The 19367-nt window shown below is 58.1% G+C and carries 12 protein-coding genes and 1 pseudogene; 9 read left to right on the top strand and 4 right to left on the bottom strand.

The annotated features are described in order from the left end of the window. The first annotated feature begins 44 nt into the window (after positions 1-44). The 3 genes from KHO31_RS27830 (at position 45) to KHO31_RS27820 (ending at position 8284) form a co-directional block, all read left to right on the top strand. Positions 45-6665, top strand: a complete 6621-nt coding sequence (locus KHO31_RS27830) for a non-ribosomal peptide synthetase (RefSeq protein ID WP_201078567.1) — start codon at positions 45-47, stop codon at positions 6663-6665. A 49-nt stretch (positions 6666-6714) separates the two neighbouring features. Continuing rightward, positions 6715-7575 carry an HAD family hydrolase gene (locus tag KHO31_RS27825; protein WP_201078569.1) on the top strand — a complete coding sequence of 287 codons (861 nt, stop codon included), beginning with the start codon at positions 6715-6717 and terminating at the stop codon, positions 7573-7575. A gap of 289 nt (positions 7576-7864) precedes the next feature. Further along, positions 7865-8284, top strand: coding sequence for a VOC family protein (locus tag KHO31_RS27820; RefSeq protein ID WP_201078571.1), 420 nt, complete (start codon positions 7865-7867; stop codon positions 8282-8284). On the opposite strand, the gene KHO31_RS27815 is transcribed toward KHO31_RS27820, so the two are convergent. Together KHO31_RS27815 and KHO31_RS27810 are read right to left on the bottom strand one after the other, a co-directional pair. Continuing rightward, a complete protein-coding gene (locus KHO31_RS27815) occupies positions 8281-9681 on the bottom strand; it encodes a heavy metal sensor histidine kinase (RefSeq protein ID WP_201078573.1) in 1401 nt (466 codons plus the stop codon). The genes KHO31_RS27820 and KHO31_RS27815 overlap by 4 nt on opposite strands. Next, on the bottom strand, positions 9678-10349 hold the full coding sequence (locus KHO31_RS27810; RefSeq protein WP_201078575.1) for a heavy metal response regulator transcription factor: 672 nt from the start codon (positions 10347-10349) through the stop codon (positions 9678-9680). Before KHO31_RS27810 ends, KHO31_RS27815 begins: the two co-directional genes overlap by 4 nt. A gap of 184 nt (positions 10350-10533) precedes the next feature. Between KHO31_RS27810 and KHO31_RS27805 the strand changes: the two genes are divergently transcribed. The 3 genes from KHO31_RS27805 (at position 10534) to KHO31_RS27795 (ending at position 12668) form a co-directional block, all read left to right on the top strand. Beyond that, the gene (locus tag KHO31_RS27805) at positions 10534-11166 is read left to right on the top strand and encodes a hypothetical protein (RefSeq protein WP_201078577.1); all 633 of its coding nucleotides are present in this window, start codon (positions 10534-10536) and stop codon (positions 11164-11166) included. Positions 11167-11265: 99 nt separating this feature from the next. Beyond that, entirely contained in the window at positions 11266-11898 is a 633-nt protein-coding gene (locus KHO31_RS27800) for a cytochrome b/b6 domain-containing protein (RefSeq protein WP_201078579.1), read from the top strand. Next, positions 11895-12668, top strand: coding sequence for a molybdopterin-dependent oxidoreductase (locus KHO31_RS27795; RefSeq protein ID WP_201078581.1), 774 nt, complete (start codon positions 11895-11897; stop codon positions 12666-12668). The genes KHO31_RS27800 and KHO31_RS27795 overlap by 4 nt, the downstream gene beginning before the upstream one ends. Positions 12669-12689: 21 nt before the next feature. Here the strand turns inward: KHO31_RS27795 and KHO31_RS27790 are convergent, their stop codons facing one another. Beyond that, positions 12690-13700, bottom strand: coding sequence for an AraC family transcriptional regulator (locus KHO31_RS27790; protein ID WP_407945968.1), 1011 nt, complete (start codon positions 13698-13700; stop codon positions 12690-12692). Between the two features lie 320 nt (positions 13701-14020). On the opposite strand from KHO31_RS27790, the gene KHO31_RS27785 reads away from it, so the two are divergent. From KHO31_RS27785 to KHO31_RS27775, 3 genes and pseudogenes are all read left to right on the top strand, one after another. After that, positions 14021-15073 carry an NAD(P)-dependent alcohol dehydrogenase gene (locus tag KHO31_RS27785; protein ID WP_201078583.1) on the top strand — a complete coding sequence of 351 codons (1053 nt, stop codon included), beginning with the start codon at positions 14021-14023 and terminating at the stop codon, positions 15071-15073. A 1111-nt stretch (positions 15074-16184) separates the two neighbouring features. Continuing rightward, positions 16185-17141 (top strand): LysR family transcriptional regulator, encoded by a 957-nt coding sequence (locus KHO31_RS27780; protein WP_201078585.1) that lies wholly within the window; start codon positions 16185-16187, stop codon positions 17139-17141. 413 nt (positions 17142-17554) lie between these two features. Next, positions 17555-17731, top strand: a pseudogene (locus tag KHO31_RS27775) (DotU family type IV/VI secretion system protein); the annotation flags it as partial. A 111-nt stretch (positions 17732-17842) separates the two neighbouring features. Here KHO31_RS27775 and zwf read toward each other — a convergent pair. Beyond that, positions 17843-19324 (bottom strand): glucose-6-phosphate dehydrogenase, encoded by a 1482-nt coding sequence (gene zwf, locus KHO31_RS27770; RefSeq protein ID WP_201078587.1) that lies wholly within the window; start codon positions 19322-19324, stop codon positions 17843-17845. Positions 19325-19367: the final 43 nt, after the last annotated feature.

The raw sequence follows: 19367 nt of genomic DNA, 5'->3' as shown, positions 1-19367 counted from the left end.
AGCGTGCAGCTACGGTGTCGATCATTTAAATACTGGATAATTTTATGCACAAGATAAAATGCTCTCCATATTCATTGATTTTCTGGAACGAATTCAAGATTTCACCGGAGTCATGCTCCTACAATGTCGTCGTGGATCAAACGATTACCGGCCCACTGGACATCGCACTTCTGGAAAAATCAATTGATGAATTTATTGCTGATCACGTGTTATTCGATAGCCATCTTCTCGACGAAGACGGTCAGCTTTTTTGGGTGAAGAATCTTACATCGGGACGACTGCGTCGATTTAGCGGCATCGACGAACAACAAGCATTCGTAAGACAGGCATTTGATCTTGAACGCGGGCCACTCTACAGATTTGCATTATTTGAGATCAGACAGGAGGAGTATGAGTTGATCATCGTAGTACATCATTTGATTATCGACGGTCCATCGCTAGATCAATTTATTAAAGGAATCGAGGCGCGGTACAACGGGATCGTCACCTCAAGGCCGCTCGGAGTGAAGGAAATTTCCAGGATCAATGAAAAAATCTCACGCGACAGTGAAGAACTGCATCGATCGGGTGGTGATATTTTCTGGAAAAATCGGCGCCACGATTTCAATCGCAACCACGCCACTGCACAACTCCCCGGGGCGGATCGCTTGAACCGCCAGGGCAATGCCATATTTTTCTCACTGAGCAAGCCGGAATTGAAGAACTGTCGCCCAGATAAACCGCTTCGCCACGTTAAACCATTTCACCTGTTTATCAGTGCGTGGGGGGCACTCCTGGGCCGCTACGGCAGCACGGATACCATGCAGATCAGTTTCCCTGTGTCTATTGAGGCCGGGCGTGATTTTTCCCTGGGTGCGCATATCAACGTCGCCGCGTTACCAATGCGTCAGCTGCTGAGCGGGACATTCCGCCAGTTGTACGAGGGCAACTTAAAATTCTTTCGGGAAGCGCGTTCGGCCAGCGGCGGTCGCTATACCGAACTGCCCACTCACCAGATCGTGCGAGCTTGCGGCGTCAATCTCTTCGATATAGGGTTTGCACAAACGAATCTGCGCGATTACGCAATGCAGTTCGGCGACTGCAAAACGAAAGCGAATCAGCGCTACTTCGACGATATGGGCGGTGCATCACTCTTGCTGGAGTACTGCGAGTACGACGACAACTTCACCTTTCGCCTACGTTATTTGCGCGACGTGTTTTCTGCGGATCAAATGCACGCGTGTTCCAGGCATTTTCATTTCTTTCTGCGGCAGTTGCTATTGCTGCCAGATGTACCGATCGGCATTTTGCCGCCGGTTGACGAACAGGAGCAAGGCACACTCACCGCGCCCAACCCCGCCGAGACTCTCCGCGCTCACCGCGCCAAAGGAGTGGAAGACGCGTGGTCGATAGAGCAACGTAGAGACCTCGGACCAGCTATTGACATCGGTGTCATGGCAACGCGACGTTTCGATCCGCGACGAGTGTGTACTGTGGCAAACATTGCGTCTCAGGGGCTGACGGTGGATGCCTCACTGACCGCATCGCTGCAAGCTTTCTGCCATGCCCGGGGGCTTACGGTGCATGCGCTTGTGCAGTTCAGTTGGCACAAGATCCTCCAGGTCTGGAGTGGCGCTTCGCAAACCGCAGTCGGATCCATCGTCCGCGAGCGGGATTTCGACAAGGACGGACTTGACACCTGCGGCCCGCTCTATGGCGCCCCCTTGCCATTGGTCTTGAACTGGCCGCAAGGAGCGACCGTAGATGAAATGCTCAGCCAGATCCAGCGGCGCATCGGGGAGCTAAATACTTACTGCCACAGTACGCCACCAACGCGGCAACGCGGCGAGGACCGTCTCTTCCACAGCCTGATTGCATTTGAAAACTACCCGAATGCGCTGCCTGCTCCACGGCAATTGCACGCGCGACCGAGCAATTCCCAGCAGCAGTTGGACTACCCGCTGGTCATCACTGCCCGGCACCAACAAGATGAACTGACGCTGCGCTTTGAATATGATGCAGACAGCTTTGCGCTCGTTGATATCGCGCGTTTGACGGAGCAATTTCGAAACGTACTGCTCGCCCTACCCGGCGCGGGAGAAACACCGCACGGCACACTTGATATCGTTTCGGCTGAGGAACGATATCAGCTCATCCACGCGTGGAATCCTCCAGCCTCGCCAGTGCCTGATCACGGTTTGGCAGCACGTTTTGAGTTGATGGTGGAGCGTCATGGGACGCGTATTGCCCTTGCGAGTGAAACCCATCAATACGACTATCAGTCAGTCAATCGGCGCGCCAACCAACTCGCGCATCATATTCGCCAGCGTTACCAGCAACTGACCGGCTTACCGCTAGAAGAAGACACGCTGATCGCAGTTTGCATGACCCGCAGCCTGGACACGCTGATTGCCTTGCTGGCGGTAATCAAAGCCGGGGCAGCCTATGTACCGATGGATCCCGAAGCGCCTTCCGAGCGCCAGCGCTATATCCTCGCCGATGCGGGCAGTCGTCTCGTGTTGACACAGGCAGCCCTCTTACCGGGTTTGCAGCCTTGCGCACCTCATGCCGAATGGATCGTCGTCGATCGGCATTGCGCCGCCCACGCCAGTGAAGAAAATCCTCGCGTTTATCGTGGCCCAGGTCATCTGGCGAATGTGATCTACACGTCCGGCACCACAGGTCATCCTAAGGGGGTCCTGATCGAGCAGTCCAGCATCATCGGACTTGTCGTTGACTCCGACACCATACGCATAGACGAGCAAGATACATTTCTGCAAATGGCCAGCCTGGCCTTCGATACAGCAACCATGGAGATCTGGGGACCTTTGCTCAATGGCGCAAGACTGGCAATGTCGGTGGAGCATGAACAACTGTGGAGCGACTCGCAGCTTTTTGAAGCGTTTCTGCGCGAGCAGCAGGTGACTATTGGCCTCATCACCCGGAGCCTATTCGATCACATGTTTTTGTCAAATCCCGCGCAGTTTTCTCGCTTTCGCTACTTGTTGGTAGGGGGGGAAGCGCTGACGCCGGAGATCATGCGTCAACTGGCGAACCAGCCTTTACGACCGGAAGTCATTCTCAATGGCTACGGACCGACGGAGAGTACGGTACTTGCCACGACCTACAGCATCACGGACGCCACAAGCACTGAGAGTACGAGCCCTATTCCCATCGGTCGCGCGCTGAAACATCGCACATGCTATGTGCTTGACCAGCACGGCAACCTGCTTCCACGCGGCGCTATCGGTGAACTTTGCATAGGCGGCGGAGGTCTGGCCCGCGGCTATTTGAACTTGCCATCACTGACACACGATCGTTTCGTCAGCAATCCTTTTGTCAAGGATGGGCAGGAGCGCATGTACAAAACGGGTGATCTGGTTCGATGGTCCGCGAGCGGCCAGTTGGAGTATCTAGGTCGCAATGACCTCCAGGTCAAGATTCGTGGCTATCGTATCGAGCTAGGAGAGATTGAAGCGAAACTTCTGATGCATTCAGACATTAAGCAGTGCGTTGTCACCGCCCGCGAGCAACAAGGACAAAGTGGACGCCGGCACGAACTGCTGGCCTGGTATGTCGCAGCCAGCCCCTTGACTGTCGAACATCTGAGCGCCTGGCTGACCCAGGAGTTGCCAGACTACATGATCCCGGCTCACTTTATCCCATTGGACTCTTTGCCACTGACGCTGAATGGAAAACTGGATAGAGCAGCGCTGCACACACTTGAAACCCGAGTAGACGACGCATCAGGGCTCGCGCCACGATCCGCCCTCGAAAAAAACCTGCATGCTGCATGGTGCCACGTGCTCGGCGCGACACAAATCAGCGTGGAAGATGATTTTTACCGCATTGGCGGTGACTCCATTCTGAGCATCTTGCTAACCTCCGAATTACGCAAACGCGCCATTGTCTGCACAGTACGCGACGTGTTTGAACAACGAACGATTGCCCGCCTCGCAAGCTGGTTGGAGAACCGCCAAACCACCTCAAGACAGATTAGTGAACAAGGGACGCTAAGCGGACAGTTTCCGCTCCTGCCAATACAAAGCTGGTTCGCATCTCAAGAGTTTCCGAGACCGCATCACTGGAATCAGGCCTTTATTGTGCACGTGCCGGTAATGCAACGCTCGGCCGTGGACGATTTGATCGCGACCTTACATGCCCGCCACGACATGCTGCGGGCGAACTTCCAGCATGATGTGACGAGAATCACCGCGCAAAGCTATCAGAAAGATCTCCCCGCCCCCCGAGTGGTGATACTGGACGCGGCCATGGGACAGCAAGCCCTGGAAAACCACCTGACCAAATTGCAAAGCGGTTTCGATTTGACACGCGGCCCACTCTGGTGCATTGCATGGATTCACAACATCGCAGCAGCCGATCAGCAGCACCTGTTCTTTGCAGCCCATCACCTGGTGATGGATGCCATTTCCTGGCGCATTATCCAGGACGACGTAAAGACACTGAGCCGAGGGGAATCTCTGCAAAAAAAGGGAAGCAGCTATCGGCAATGGGTAGCTGCAGTCGAAAACTACGCGACAGAACATTCGAGCCAGCTTGCGATGTGGCAGCGCCAAATTGCAAACCAGCCGAACTACTGGCAACGTGCCGACATCATCGCTGACTATCACCACACCCCAATCCAGCTCGACACGGTGCAAACCAGTCGCATGCTTAGGGAAACAGCAACTGCATTCCATACTGAAATCAACGATCTTCTGCTTAGCGCGCTGATCATTGCACTGCAGCGCTGGCACGGTTCCCGGGAAAGCTGGCTCACGCTCGAAGGTCATGGCCGAGAAGAGATCAATCCGAATCTGGATATCCGCCACACGGTTGGCTGGTTTACCTGCATGTATCCCATCAAGCTCGCGACCGAAGATACGACTATCGGTACATTGCGCAGCATCAAGGAATCCCTGAGAGCAATTCCCGATAAGGGGATAGGTTACGGCGCGCTTAAATACACGTACACCGGCGATATCGACATCGGCGCGCTCAAAGCCCATTGCCTTCCCCCTATTAGCTTTAACTACCTCGGACAATTCACATCCGGCGAATCAGGCGGTGCATGGCAACTCTCTATCAACGGTTGCGGCACCCTGGTAGACCCTCGCAACGAGGATCGCAATCTCATCAACATCGCTGGCGGCGTTTTCGAGCAAAGTTTGCAACTGTCTCTCACAAGCCGCTTACGTCACGATGTCGCGCAAAAACTGGCGAACGATTTCACCGGCGCGCTCAACGAGATCATTGACCTGTGTGCAAGCGAAACCTCGCAAGAGCACAGTTTGTTTACCCCCAGTGATTTTCCCGATACGGCAATCGCTCCGGCCGAATTGGATCGGCTTCAGGAAAAGCATAAAATCGAGAATGTCTACCGCGCGACCGATGTGCAGCGCGAACTGATGTATTTCAATCGCGTCGATCCGGACTATCAGATCGACCAGGCCGTTTTTCAAATAGATGGACTGTTCGATCCGCAGCGCATGGCTGACTCGTGGGCACATGTCGCGGCGCAACACGACGTCCTGAGGGCGGGGTTCAGCGACATGGGCTCCCCTGGCAATCCGCATCTATTTATTTGTAAGCAGGTAACGGTGCCGATTCAGATCGCGAATTGGAGCGTGCTCGACGAACGAGCCAGGGAAGACACCTTGCGCCAGACCATTTTGCAACAACGTAATCAGCCATTCGACTTCGAGCAGCCTCCGTTATTTCGCATCTTTATGGCTCGAATCGACGCCGAACGCCACATACTGATCTTTACGTTCAACCACGTTCTATTTGACGGATGGTCGTTTCGAACCTTGTTGAGAGAGATCGCCGCGGCGTATGTTTCGCTCCGTGAGGGCGTACCGGCGGCCAATCGCATTCGCAGTTTTTCCCCATTCCCCATATTTCTGCGGCGCGATTTCAACCAGCAGCAAGCGCGAACGTTCTGGGGTCTCTACCTGCAAGACGCGAAGCAGAACCAGCGCTTACCCAGCGACGCCACGAGAACGGTCGATACGCGTCGCCATTTCCGCATGCGGTGCGTGAACTCGACACTGACGTTGAAACAGAAAGACGCGCTCTATGCATTCGGCAAGACGCACTGCTATACCGCGAATCAGCTTTGCCAGTTGGCATGGATGGTGACGCTTTCCGAAAGTCTGGACGAGGACGACATCTCTATCGGGTCAACGATGAGTGAACGGCCGACGCAAGTCGACGACGCTGAGCATCTGGTTGGGCTGTTTATCGCCAGTCCGGTGCTTCGCTTGACGGCGATTCGTCAACGCAGCGTGGCAGACCTGCTTGATGACATTGCCCGTACTCAACCGGACCGTCAGCAATTCGCCTTCTATGATTTGAACCATTACAACCAGAACTGGGTTCCCGAGTCGCCCTTTGGCAGCTTGTTCGTGTTTCAGAATATGCCCGAACTCGATCTGGGCAGTGATCCACCATTTAGAATCAGTTTGCTGGAGGCGGTTTCCGGCAGCAACCATCAGACAGTGTTTTGTCTGACTCCCCAATCGGAAGGTCTGCAGCTTCAATTGTTCTACGACGCGCGAGAGCTGAGTGAAGAGACGGCCGCTCAGCTCCTGGCACGCTTTGTTTCGGTGCTAATCAACATGGTGACGGCGCCGATTAATCCATCAACTGTGCAAAACACGCTTTTGGCACGGGGTGAAATGTAGTTTCTCTAAAAACACCAGTGGATCATGCGTGATCGAAAGGAGCACTTCAATGTCATCTCAACTTTTACGTTCCAGAGAATCTTCCGAACCATGGCGTGCTGTCGTTATCGATCTTGATGGCACCCTTCTGGACGACCGCGGAATGATTTCGGACTACTCCATCAAAATTCTTGAACTTCTGCACCGGCGCAACATGATGATCATTATTGCCACCGGGCGACTTGATGAAGACGCCAGACGAGTCTTGCAAAAACTCAGCTTCGCGCCAACTGTTCTCTCCTGTAACGGTGCTCTGGTCAAGACTGGTCCGCAACATTCACCTGTATTTGAACAAACACTGGCACCGGCGTTGAGTGGAAAAATTCTGCGCTTTACGCGCCGTCTCCCTTTGCACGTCACGTTGTTTTCGCGCGCTGGCTGGCATTCCTTGACGCCCAATCCCGACTTCACCGGTTATATTGCGAGCTCCGGGCTGACCTGCCACTATCATGACGAACGGACACTCCACAACATTGCGCCATTCAAGATTCTTCTGCACGGTGACGCCAATACAACCGATACAGCGCTCGTCGCATTGCGCGAGCGCTTTGGTGCTGTATCCGAGTCAAGCAAATCATCCCCGAAAACCATTGATATAGTCTCGCGGAATCTGAGCAAAATGACCGCCGCCAAGCGGTTTCTTGCGAGCCAACATATCTCGCTCACGCAGACCATTGCCCTAGGTGACGCGATGAACGACATGGAACTTCTCAGATCGGTAGGTCACGGTGTGCTCATGGGTAACGCCATGACCGAGTTGCAATGTCATTTACCGAACCTTCCGCAGGCGCTACCCAATTACAGGGATGGAGTAGCGCACTATCTGGAACAGCTACTTGCGCTGTCAAAAGAACTGGCCATCGCGGATTGACCGTCATAGTCGAAAGCCGTCCGCAAGGCTCGCGGGCTCGTTTGAAAGGTCATGTGGACAACATCATGTCGACGATTCCTGCCCGCTTTCGCAATACACACTGACCCGGACGGCTAAAATCACGTCTACCCGGATAACGCACATGAGTGGCCGATGACCACCACCGCGAACGCTGACGCGCCCACGAGCGCGTCGTCAAAGACGCCAACGGCAACCCGCTGGCCAGCAAAGGTTTGAAGAATCCCGCCCGGTTTGAACCGGCCTGCAACGCAAACGAGGAGCGGCACTAATGCTTTCCCATGTATTCGTCGGCATTTCGGATTTCGAGCGCGCGTTCGATTTTTATAGCGTGCTGATGGAAACCTTAGGGCTGCGGCTCAAGTTCCGCGATGAAGATGCTTGCTGGGCCGGCTGGATGGCGGCCGATGCACCGCGGCCACTGTTTGTGATTAGCAAGCCCTACAACGGTGGACCCGCCACCGCAGGCAACGGCCAGATGTTGGCCCTCCTTGCCAATGACCGCGCCACGGTCGATCGCGCGCATGCTGCGGCGCTCGCTCAAGGCGGCGCCTGCGAAGGGCCGCCGGGTTTGCGTCCGCACTATCACGCGGACTATTACGGCGCGTACTTCCGCGATCCCGATGGCAACAAGCTCTGTGTGTGTTGCCACGAGCCGGACACGACTGCAGCCACGCAAGCAGCCCGCTAAGCGCCCGGAAAGCGCAATTCGAAGCGCACCACACCCGGCACCGGACATACCACACGCGCCGTGCCGCCGTGCAGATGCATGATCGCCTTGACGATCGCGAGTCCCAACCCGCTCGATTCGGTGAACGCGCTGCGCGCCGCATCCGCGCGGTAGAAACGATCGAACAGGCGGTCCAGTTGCTCGCGAGGAATCGGCGCGCCGTCGTTCTCCACCACCACGATCGCGCCCTGTTCGTCCTGCGTGCCGCTCAAACGCACCACCGTATGGCCCGCGCCGTATCGCACCGCATTGACGACGAGATTGTTGATCGCCCGCCGGCATAGCATCGGATTGACCGACGCCACGCCCTGAGCCTCGACGGTAAAGCGCATGCCGCGTTCGTCGGCGGGGCCTTCGAAATAGTCTGCAATCTTGGCCAGTTCAACGCGCAGGTCGACCGGCTCACGGTCGATGGACAGCGCAGCATGGTCCGCGTGGGCGAGAAACAGAATATTTTCGGCGATGTTGCTCAAGCGGTTCAGCTCTTCGAGATTCGACTCGAGCAGTTGCTGATACTCGTCGGTTTCGCGCGGTTTGGCGAGCGTCACCTGGGTCTGGCCGATCAAGGCGCCCACGGGCGTGCGAATTTCATGCGCCAGATCGGCGGAGAACTGCGAGAGGCGCTGGTACCCATTGGCGAGACGGTCGAGCATGGCGTTGAAGGCGTGCGTGAGCTGGCGTAATTCGACCGGCGCCGCCTCGCTATCGAGCCGCACCGACAAACTCGCCGGACTGATCTGCGCCGCCCGCGTGGCGATCTCGCGCACCGGCCGCAACGCGCGGCGCAGCACATAGTAGGCGAGCAACGTGGCCGCGAGCATGCCGGTCAGCGTGGCCAGCACAATGCGATTGCGGTACGCGGCGAGCATCCGCACTTCCTGAGTCATCGGATGCGCAGCGATCACTTCGACCTCGCTGCCGTCCTCGCGCGCCTTGACAGTAGCAACCGCCCAATGAACCGGCACGCCGTCCGGCAACATCGTCTGGCGGATGTCCGAGAGCGTCGGCAGCCGGCCCTCTGTGCCGCCCTGCAGCGCGGGCACCGCAATGTTGCCGGGGTTCACGTCGATGAACGGCGCTTCGCCTGGCCGGCGGAACAGCAGCACGTCTTCCTCGGCGCCGAGCATGGTCTCGAACAGCAACGGCCGGTTCTTCAATTCGCTGACCGAATAAAGATCGCGCACGATGCGGCTGAAATGTTCCACACGCCCGGTCAGCACCACGTCCGCGCGGCGCTGCAAGGACAGCTGGGCAGAGTGATAGAAATACGCGCCCAGCGTGCCGATCACCACGCACGCGATCGACGCGAACAGCACCGTGGTGCGAGCCGTCAACGAACGTTCGGTCCACAGTTTCATGAGCCTTCGCCGAAGGTGTAGCCAATACTGCGCACCGTATGAATCAGCTTCTTTTCAAACGGATGATCGACCTTGGCGCGCAAGCGTTTGATGGCCACGTCCACCACGTTGGTGTCGCTGTCGAAATTCATATCCCACACTTCCGAGGCGATCTGCGTACGCGACAGCGCTTCGCCCTGACGGCGCACCAGCAGATGCAGCAGCATGAATTCCTTGTTGGTCAGCGGAATCTCGACGCCTTCGCGCGTGACCTTGCGGCGCAGGACGTCGAGCTTGAGGTCGGCGATCTCGAACACATCGCTCTCGCGGATCACGCCGCGGCGCAGCAATGTGCGGATGCGCAACACCAGTTCGGTGAACGAGAACGGTTTGACGAGGTAATCGTCGGCGCCGAGTTCAAGGCCGCGGATGCGGTCGCTGACGTGATCGCGCGCGGTCAGGAAAATCACCGGCAGGTCACGGCGCGCCCGCAGCGCACGCATGATTTCCCAACCGTCGATGCCCGGCAGCATGACGTCCAGCACCACGAGGTCATATGCGTGTTCGAGTGCCATGTGCAGGCCGTCCGTGCCGGTGCGCGCGAGATCGACTGCGTAGCCGCTTTCACGCAGCCCCTTCTTCAGGTAGTCGCCGGTTTTCGGGTCGTCTTCGATGACGAGGATGCTCATGGTGCCTGGTTTCCGACCCCGAGCGCCGCCGTGGGCGCGGGTCATGAATGAAGACGTGGATATGGCGGCCATTCTACGTGGCCGCGGCGCGCCGTTCATGACGTTTTTGTCATCCGTCTGTCACTCTCCGGAGCCAGTCGCGCGCCTAACCTGACCCTATCCTTCACCCACCCAGAGCAGACTCATGAAGATTGTTTCCGCTAATGCGATTCGCGCCATCGTCGCCCCGGCGCTCGTCGCAGCCTCGCTGTTCGCCGCGGGATCCGCCGCGCAAGCCCAGACCGCTGCGCCCACCGGCGTACGCGGCACGGTGACCTCGCTCTCGGGCGACGTGCTCAAGGTCCACACGCGCGATGGCAAAGACGTCGACGTGAAGCTCGCCAAGGACACGCCGATTCGCGGCGTCGCGATCGCCAGCGCCAACGATATCAAGCCGGACAGCTATGTCGGCACCGCCGCGATCCCGCAGCCCGATGGCACGCTGAAGGCACTCGAAGTGCACGTCTTCCCGGCCAGCATGCGCGGCTCCGGCGAAGGTCATCGCCCGTGGGACCTCGGCTCGAACAGCACGATGACCAACGGCACGGTGGGCTCGCTCGTGGTCAGCAACGGCCGCACGATCACCGTCAAGTACAAGGACGGCGAAAAGAAGATCGTGATTCCGCAAGACGTGCCTATCGTCGCGCTCGAACCGGGTGACCGTTCGCTGCTGGTACCGGGCGCGAAGGTCGTGCTGTTCGCTCATAAGGAAACTGACGGCTCGATGGCGGCGAATTTCATCTCGGCCGGCGAGCACGGTGTAACGCCGCCAATGTGATCCGGCGCTTTTTCAAGCGTTCGCCGTTTCAGCCATTCGAATAGCCGCGTGCCTCAATGACGCGGCTTTCAAATTTTCTTTGTCTCATCACCGCTCGCCATGCCCGAACCGCAAGTGCGCTCTGTCGTCCACCCGCTCGTCGTACGAATCACGCACTGGATTAACGCCTTTGCGATGGTCTGCATGGTGATGAGCGGCTGGGCGATCTATAACGCGTCGCCTTTCTTTCCATTCAAATTTCCGCTGTGGGCGACTGTAGGCGGCTGGCTGGGCGGCTCGATTGCATGGCATTTCGCGGCGATGTGGCTGTTGTGCGCGAACGGCCTGCTGTATCTGGCGTATGGCATCGGGCGAGGCCATTTCCGTCGCAAACTGTTGCCCGTCTATCCACGCGACGTCGTACACGATGCCGCACTAGCGATGCAGTTCAAGCTGCCGCACGATACCGGCAAATATAACGCGGTGCAGCGCGCGCTCTATCTCCTCGTACTGTTGCTGGGCGTGCTGCTGGTCGCGTCGGGGCTCTCGATCTGGAAGCCCGTGCAATTCTCGTGGCTTACCGCGCTCTTCGGCGGCTTCGATTTCGCGCGTCGCGTGCATTTTGTCGCGATGGCCGGCGTGGTGGGTTTTGTCGTCGTGCATCTGGCGCTGGTGCTGCTGGTGCCGCGCACGCTGCTGCCGATGTTGACCGGTCGCGCCCGAATCGCCACGCACGAAAGGAGCAAGGCATGAGCGAATCAGAACGCAAGGACTCGCGCAGCGCGCGCATTGTCCTCGCCGACCACAAACCGCAAATTGAACGATTGCAACGGCGATTGTTCCTGCGTTCTTCGCTTTCGATCGGCGCGCTAGCGATGCTCTCGGGCTGCAACATGCAGGACGGCGATTCGGTCGACAAGGTTTTATGGGCCATGTCGCGCTGGAACGATCGCGTGCAAGGATGGCTGTTCGACCGCAACAAACTTGCACCCACCTATTCGGCAAGCGAAATCACTGACCCGTTCCCATTCAACGCGTTCTATCCGGAGTTCGACGCACCGGATATCGACGGTTCGACGTATCAATTGGAAGTGTCGGGTTTGGTGCAGGACAAGCGCACGTGGAATCTCGATCAACTGCGCGCCTTGCCGCAGGCTTCACAGATTACGCGGCACATCTGCATCGAAGGATGGAGCGCGATCGGGCAATGGCGAGGCGTGCCGTTTCGCACGTTCCTCGAACGCATCGGCGCCGATCTGAGCGCACGCTACGTCGGCTTCAAATGCGCGGATCGTTATTATTCGAGCCTCGACATGGCGACGGCCTTGCATCCGCAAACCCAGCTGACACTCGATTTCCGCGACGCGCCGCTGCCGGCCAAATACGGCTATCCGCTGAAGCTGCGCGTGCCGACCAAACTGGGTTTCAAGAATCCGAAGCACATCGCGGCGATCTTCGTGACCAACACGAACCCTGGTGGCTATTGGGAAGACCAGGGGTACAACTGGTTCAGCGGTCTATAACGACGTTTTCTGCAAACGCGCTTATACCGCTGTCACATAACGCGCGACCGGCTTGACCAAGCGCGGCGGCGGCGCATCGTACACAGCGCGCATGCGCTTGACTTCATCGACGGGGCTCAAGCCGAACAGGCGCTTGAACTCGCGGCTGAATTGCGACGCGCTTTCGTAACCGACCCGCGCAGCGGCCGCACCTGCATTCAAACCATCCTGCACCATCAGCAACCGCGCGTGATGCAAACGCGTGGTCTTCACGTACTGCATCGGCGACGTCGCTGTCACAGCCTTGAATTGCGCATGAAAAACGGCGAGGCTCATGCCCGCTTCAGAGGCGAGCGTATCGACATCGAGTTGCCCGTGATAGTCGGCATGGATGCGCCTTAGCGCCTTGGCGATGCGGCCGAAATGATTCTGATGCGTGAGCGCCGCGCGAATCGCATCGCCCTGCTCGCCCGTCAACACGCGATAACAGATTTCGCGGACTACGCCAGGCGCGAGAATGCGCGCATCGAGCGGCGAGGCCAGCGCTTCCATCAAACGCTGCACGGCATTGCTCAGAGCCGGATCGAGCGGCGTCGAATAGATGCCGAGCGGCTCGTTCTGCGTGGCGCCTTGCGTTTCGTTCAGCGCCATCAACAACTCCGCCACCATGGTCAGATCGACACGCACCGAGATGGCGAGGAACGGCTCTTCCGGGCTCGCCTCGGTTTCACATTCGAACGGCAGCGGCACCGACAGCACCAGATACTGCTGCGCGTCGTACTGGAACACCTGATCGCCGAGATAACCACGCTTGCGCCCTTGGCAGACGATCACGATGCTCGGCTCGTACATCACGGGCATACGCGGCATTGGACTATTGGCGCGCATCAGGTTGACACCTTCGAAGCTCGAGCGCGTCATGCCCGGAGTGGGTGCGAGCAAATCGAATAATTCGACCAGACGCTGCTGCGCAGGATCGACGGGGCCGCCAGCCGGGTCGCGGTTGGCCGGGCCGCGCTCGACCGATACGGGTTCAACGGAACGGGTTGACATGACGATATAGTGACGCGCAAGAGAATAATGCTTGAAATTTAGCACCAAACGACCTACTGCGCTCATTGCCAGGAGTTTTAGGCAAATCTTCAAGACATTCAGGTATTCCCCGGTTCGCTCCTGGCTCCTACTATGGGAACCCTGCCGGATCATCTATTTCCGCGCTGCGCCGGGCCTGGTTGCCAGTTCACTTTTTCGGTGAATACGTCGACCACCGCCCGCGCCGTGATCCCGGTTCACGACAAGGTTTAGCCGCATCGGCGACGCGTGTCGCTCATCGTCGGCGCCTTGTGACATCACCCTCTTTGCTGGAGCTACCCATGAGCACGACTTATGCCTATGCAGCGACCGACGCTACCGCGCCGCTCGCTCCGTTCGAAATCCAGCGCCGCGAACTGCGCGCCCATGACGTGCAGATGGAAGTCCTGTTCTGCGGCGTGTGCCATTCCGACTTGCACCAGGCACGCAACGAATGGAAGAACACGGTTTTTCCGGTGGTGCCGGGCCATGAAATTGTCGGCCGCGTGACGGCGGTCGGCCCGGACGTGACGAAGTACAAGGCAGGCGATCTGGTGGGCGTGGGCTGCCTGGTCGATTCATGCCGTACGTGTGCGAGTTGCGAGGAAGGTCTCGAACAGTATTGCGAAAACGGTTTTGTCGGCACGTACAACGGTGTTGACCGGGTTGACGGTCAGGTCACTTACGGTGGTTATTCGACGCAACTGGTCGTGGATGAGGCATTCACGCTGCGCGTGCCGGAGAATCTCGACCCGGCGGGTGTGGCGCCGTTGTTGTGCGCGGGCATTACGACGTATTCGCCGCTGCGCACGTGGGGTGCCGGTCCTGGCAAAAAGGTCGGGATTGTCGGGCTGGGCGGCCTGGGTCACATGGGTGTGAAGTTGGCCCGTGCGATGGGCGCGCATGTCGTGTTGTTTACGACGTCGCCGTCGAAGATTGAAGATGCCAAGCGGCTTGGTGCGCATGAGGTTGTCATCTCGAAGAATGCTGAGGAGATGGGTGCGCATGCCAACAGCTTCGATTTCATTCTGAATACCGTGGCTGCGCAGCATGATTTGAATCCGTTTTTGAATCTGCTGAAGCGTGATGGGACGATGACGCTGGTGGGTGCTCCGGAGCATGATCATCCGTCGCCGCAGGTGTTCAATCTGATCTTCAAGCGTCGCCGTCTGGCTGGGTCATTGATTGGCGGCATTGCCGAGACGCAGGAGATGCTCGATTTTTGCGGCGAGCACGGGATTACTTCGGATATTGAAGTGATTCCTATGCAGGGGATTAATGAGGCCTTTGAACGGATGCTTAAGAGTGATGTTAAGTATCGGTTTGTGGTTGATCTGGATTCCTTACGGAAGTGATTGGGTTTTTGCCTGCGCGGCGCTTGGTTTCTGTTTGCCTATGGCGTTGGCCTTTCCTTGTTTTCTTAGTGGTCTATTAGCGTTGCCCCTGTGCGGGGCGGCACCTACTTTTCTTTGCATGCCGCAAAGAAAAGTAGGCAAAAGAAAGCGGCTCACCCCGCTAATTATTAAGCGGGTCCCCCGCACAGCCACGATAGTGGTACATCTGAAATCTGTGCTCTCGCGCACTCAGCGTGAGTGACAAAGCCGTCATACCTCCCGCCTCGCACTCCGTGCTCGCCGGAAGGGGGCATCATGCAAACCCATGGCTTCGTTTGGACGAGGTGGGGGCCGTCGGCTTCGCCTCGGCGAAATGTTGACGGACTTAGTGTCTCGGAGTCGCCGCGATGCTCAACATAACTAGCGGCATGCGAAGCGCTGAAGGCTGAAGGCTGAAGGCTGAAGGCTGAAGGCTGAAGGCTGAAGGCTGAAGGCGGTTTGATTAAATGCCGCGAGTACCGACTACGACAAGCAGCTTCTGAAGTGCTGCGAATATCAAAACCGGCGGGGAGCCGGGTGAACTGCTGCTGAGCGTAAATACGGCAAACCGCCTTTTTGAAGTGCCTCGGGCATCAAATACAGCGGGCGGCTTTGTGAAGTGCTGTTGGGCATAACAACGGCGGGCGGCTCTAACGAAGCACCACGTCGGCGCGCGCAGCGCCGCCGGAAGAATGACTGCCTTGTCACCGGGGCGAAATATGCGAGAGCACAGATTCCAGATGCTCCACTGTCCCCTCCAAGCCAGAGGACCCACTTATGAGCTAGCGGTTTGAGCCGCTTTCTTTTGCCTACTTTTCTTTGCGGCATGCAAAGAAAAGTAGGTGCCGCCCCGCACAGGGGCGACGCTAATAGACCAATAAGAAACCAAGGAAAGGCCCACACCGCAGGCACACAGAAACAAGCGCCGCGCAGGCAACCAAGCCAGGCAAAGCCCAACGCCGTAGGCAAACAAACACACGCACTGAGCAAGACAAAAAACCAAAAGCAAAAAAAAGCCATCGCCGCAGGCACACAGACAATGCCGCCGCCAAAGGCAAAAAGAGAACCCTTAACACCAACAGGAGTTTGAATCGTGATTGACAGAATAACTGCAATGCGGACATTCATCCGAATCGTGGACACCAACAGCTTCACCCGCGCAGCGGAATCCCTAGACATCCCCCGCGCGACAGCGACAACCATCGTCCAGAACCTGGAGGCCCTGCTAGGCACCGCCCTCCTAACCCGCACAACGCGGCGCCTGAGCATCACGCCAGAAGGCGCAGCCTACTACGAGCGCTGCGCGCAAATCCTCGCCGACATCGACGAAATGGAAGCCAGCCTCCGTCATGCAACGGATAACCTGACCGGCCGCCTGCGCATCGAGATGCCCGGCGCGGTAGCGAGCGCCATCGTCCTGCCGGCTCTGGACGACTTCCACACCCGCTATCCGAACCTCGATCTGGCGATCGGCATCAGCAACCGCACGGTTGACCTGATCTCGGAAGCCATCGACTGCAGCATCCAGCTAGGCGAATTGCCAGATTCGAATCTGATCGCGCGGCAATTAGGCACCCTCGAGCACGTGACATGCGCAAGCCCAGCCTACCTGGCCCGTCACGGCACGCCCGCCGACCTCGACAATCTGCGCGGACACGTCGCCGTCAATTGCATGTCGCCGCATAACGGCCGCGACGTCGATTTCGACTTCGAAGTGGACGGTGAAGCGCAAAACGTCAAGGTCAAAGGCTTCGTCAAAGTCAGCGACGAGCAGGCCTATCTCACCTGCGGATTGCAAGGTCTGGGGTTGATCCAACCCGCACGGATCGCCGCACAGCCCTACCTCGATTCGGGACTGTTGCGCGAAGTGCTGCCGCAATGGAAACCCGTGCCGATGCCGGTTTCGGTCGCGTATGTGAAGAATCGCCGCGTGTCCCCGCGCGTGCGGGCCTTCGTCGACTGGCTCGCGGAATTGTTCGAGCAGACCGAACACGTCGATCAGGACCTGTCGCGAGTCCGTCAACTGTTGCGTGGCCTGCATCCCGCCTGAGGCGGGTTTCATGCAGATTCGCAATATTGCGGACGCGTTAGTTCGGTAGTGTCCTCCGCACCAACTGCGTCAGCAGATCAACTATAAAAATTGAAAGAGTTCGGATTGTCGAAACGTTTGACGACCGTCATCCTCTGCCCCCCCCCCCGGGCGGCGAGCGGATGTATCCGGTCAACTTGACGTGTTGCTCGAAGCATTCGATCCCAGCGAAACCGAGCCGATCAAGGCGCTCTATCCCGACCAGGGTGCCCACCTGCGCGCACGTGTGTGCGTTGCTCGAGTTTCCGGTGAAGCAGATGCGCGTCGAGTGACACGCATCGTCAGCAATGAGAGCTTCAAAACCGTGAACGCTGCTGCGGCGGCTGTGAGCCGCGCAGACCACGAACCTGGCTGCCGCGAGTCACGAGGACGTGCTCAAGCGTGAGGTGCCATTGTGGTCGATCGGCGCAGTGTTCGCGCTGGTCGGACTGCTCGCTTATCTCGGCCTGAACACCTATCTGCGCGATCAGACGTTGCGCACGCTCGCGCCGTATTCGCAGGTGGTCAAACTCGGACCGCAATCAGCCACGTTAACGATTTCATTGCCTTAAATCAGCACGGCAACACGTAACGAAAAAAGGCGGCCCGTTTCTGCGGGCCGCCTTTTCTTATGTGGCTAACACTTCAAAGCGTCAGAGAACCACCAAAGCGAAATACCCTGCTTACTGCGATTCTTCCGCCCACACGGCATTTTCCCGCGCCATCAGCGCTGTCGACGCAGCCGGTCCGAACGTACCTGCCGTATAGCCGCGCGGCTTGTCGCCCGACTTGCTCCAGCCTTCCAGAATCGGTTCGGCCCACGCCCATGCGGCTTCGAGTTCGTCGCGGCGCATAAAGTGCGTGAGGCGTCCGCGAATCACGTCGATCAGCAAACGCTCATACGCTTCCGCGCGACGCTCGGTGAAAGCCTGCTGCAAATCCAGATTCAAATTCACCGGCAGCATGTGCATGCCGCTGCCCGGCTCCTTTGCGAGCATCTGCAACTGGATCGATTCTTCCGGCTGCAACTGGATCACGAGACGGTTGCCGTAGTTGCGCCCACCGCTCGGAATGATCGAGAACGGCAACTCGGAAAACTCGATAACGATCTCCGACACCTTCTTCTGCATACGCTTGCCGGTACGCAGGAAGAACGGCACATTGGCCCAACGCCAGTTGTTGATATGCGCGCGCAACGCGACGAAAGTCTCGGCACGGCTACCCGGCGGCACGTTGTCTTCCTCGAGGTAGCCCTTGACCGGCTCGCCGTTCACCGCGCCGGCCGTGTACTGGCCACGCACGGTATCGCGAGCGATATCCTCGGGCGTCATGGGCCGCAGCGAGCGCAGCACCTTGAGTTTTTCGTCACGCACCGCATCCGGATCGAGCGACACCGGCGGCTCCATGGCGACGATGCACAGCAGTTGCAGCAAGTGGTTCTGCACCATGTCGCGCAGCGCGCCAGTCTTATCGTAGAAGCCCGCGCGGCTGCCCACGCCGACCTCTTCGGCCACCGTGATCTGCACGCGCTTGATATACGGCGCCTGCCACAGCGGGCCGAAAATCGCGTTGCCAAAGCGCAGCACCATCAGGTTCTGCACGGTTTCCTTGCCGAGATAGTGGTCGATACGGTAGATCTGCGCTTCGCTGAAATGCTTGCCGACCGCCGTGTTGATCTCCTGCGCGGACGCCAGATCGTGGCCCAGCGGTTTCTCGAGCACAACCCGTGAATTCTCGTCGACCAATCCCGCTGCCGAAAGGTTTTCGCAAATATGCGTGAACAGGTCCGGCGAAGTCGCGAGATAGAACACGCGGCGCACGCCGTCGCGCGAGGCCTCCTTCAGACGCTGGTAGTCCTCGACCGAATCGACATCCATGCGCACGTACTCGAACAGCGCGAGGAATTTGTCCCAGGCGGCGGCATCGAACGCCTTCTTTTCGATGAAGGGTTTCGCCTTCGCTTCCATGAATTCGTTGATGTACTCCTCACGCGACCACGGCTTGCGGCCGATCGTGAGAATGCGGGTATCCGGCGGCAGATTGCAGTGCAGATGCGCCATGTAGAGCGCGGGCAGCAGCTTGCGAAACGACAGGTCGCCGGTGCCGCCGAAGATGATCATGTCGAGCGGCAGGTCGGGAGTGGCAGAAGCGTGGTGGGTCGTCATAGCGCGGTCGCAGCGTCGTGGTAGGCGTCAAGTCAACGGACAA

This window comes from Paraburkholderia domus, from assembly GCF_905220705.1.
In the GTDB taxonomy this organism is placed as follows: Bacteria; Pseudomonadota; Gammaproteobacteria; order Burkholderiales; family Burkholderiaceae; genus Paraburkholderia; species Paraburkholderia domus.
The sequence above is the reverse complement of the archived record's forward strand: the minus strand, read 5'-3'. Positions and strand labels throughout refer to the sequence as shown.

What these genes read in the sequence shown, in the direction of transcription:
- KHO31_RS27805 (WP_201078577.1), top strand. Translation starts at nt 10,534, where the DNA reads ATGAAGATTGTTTCCGCTAATGCGATTCGCGCCATCGTCGCCCCGGCG.
- KHO31_RS27830 (WP_201078567.1), top strand. Translation starts at nt 45, where the DNA reads ATGCACAAGATAAAATGCTCTCCATATTCATTGATTTTCTGGAACGAA.
- KHO31_RS27795 (WP_201078581.1), top strand. Translation starts at nt 11,895, where the DNA reads ATGAGCGAATCAGAACGCAAGGACTCGCGCAGCGCGCGCATTGTCCTC.
- KHO31_RS27815 (WP_201078573.1), bottom strand. Translation starts at nt 9,681, where the DNA reads ATGAAACTGTGGACCGAACGTTCGTTGACGGCTCGCACCACGGTGCTG.
- KHO31_RS27825 (WP_201078569.1), top strand. Translation starts at nt 6,715, where the DNA reads ATGTCATCTCAACTTTTACGTTCCAGAGAATCTTCCGAACCATGGCGT.
- KHO31_RS27810 (WP_201078575.1), bottom strand. Translation starts at nt 10,349, where the DNA reads ATGAGCATCCTCGTCATCGAAGACGACCCGAAAACCGGCGACTACCTG.
- KHO31_RS27800 (WP_201078579.1), top strand. Translation starts at nt 11,266, where the DNA reads ATGCCCGAACCGCAAGTGCGCTCTGTCGTCCACCCGCTCGTCGTACGA.
- zwf (WP_201078587.1), bottom strand. Translation starts at nt 19,324, where the DNA reads ATGACGACCCACCACGCTTCTGCCACTCCCGACCTGCCGCTCGACATG.
- KHO31_RS27790 (WP_407945968.1), bottom strand. Translation starts at nt 13,700, where the DNA reads ATGTCAACCCGTTCCGTTGAACCCGTATCGGTCGAGCGCGGCCCGGCC.
- KHO31_RS27785 (WP_201078583.1), top strand. Translation starts at nt 14,021, where the DNA reads ATGAGCACGACTTATGCCTATGCAGCGACCGACGCTACCGCGCCGCTC.
- KHO31_RS27820 (WP_201078571.1), top strand. Translation starts at nt 7,865, where the DNA reads ATGCTTTCCCATGTATTCGTCGGCATTTCGGATTTCGAGCGCGCGTTC.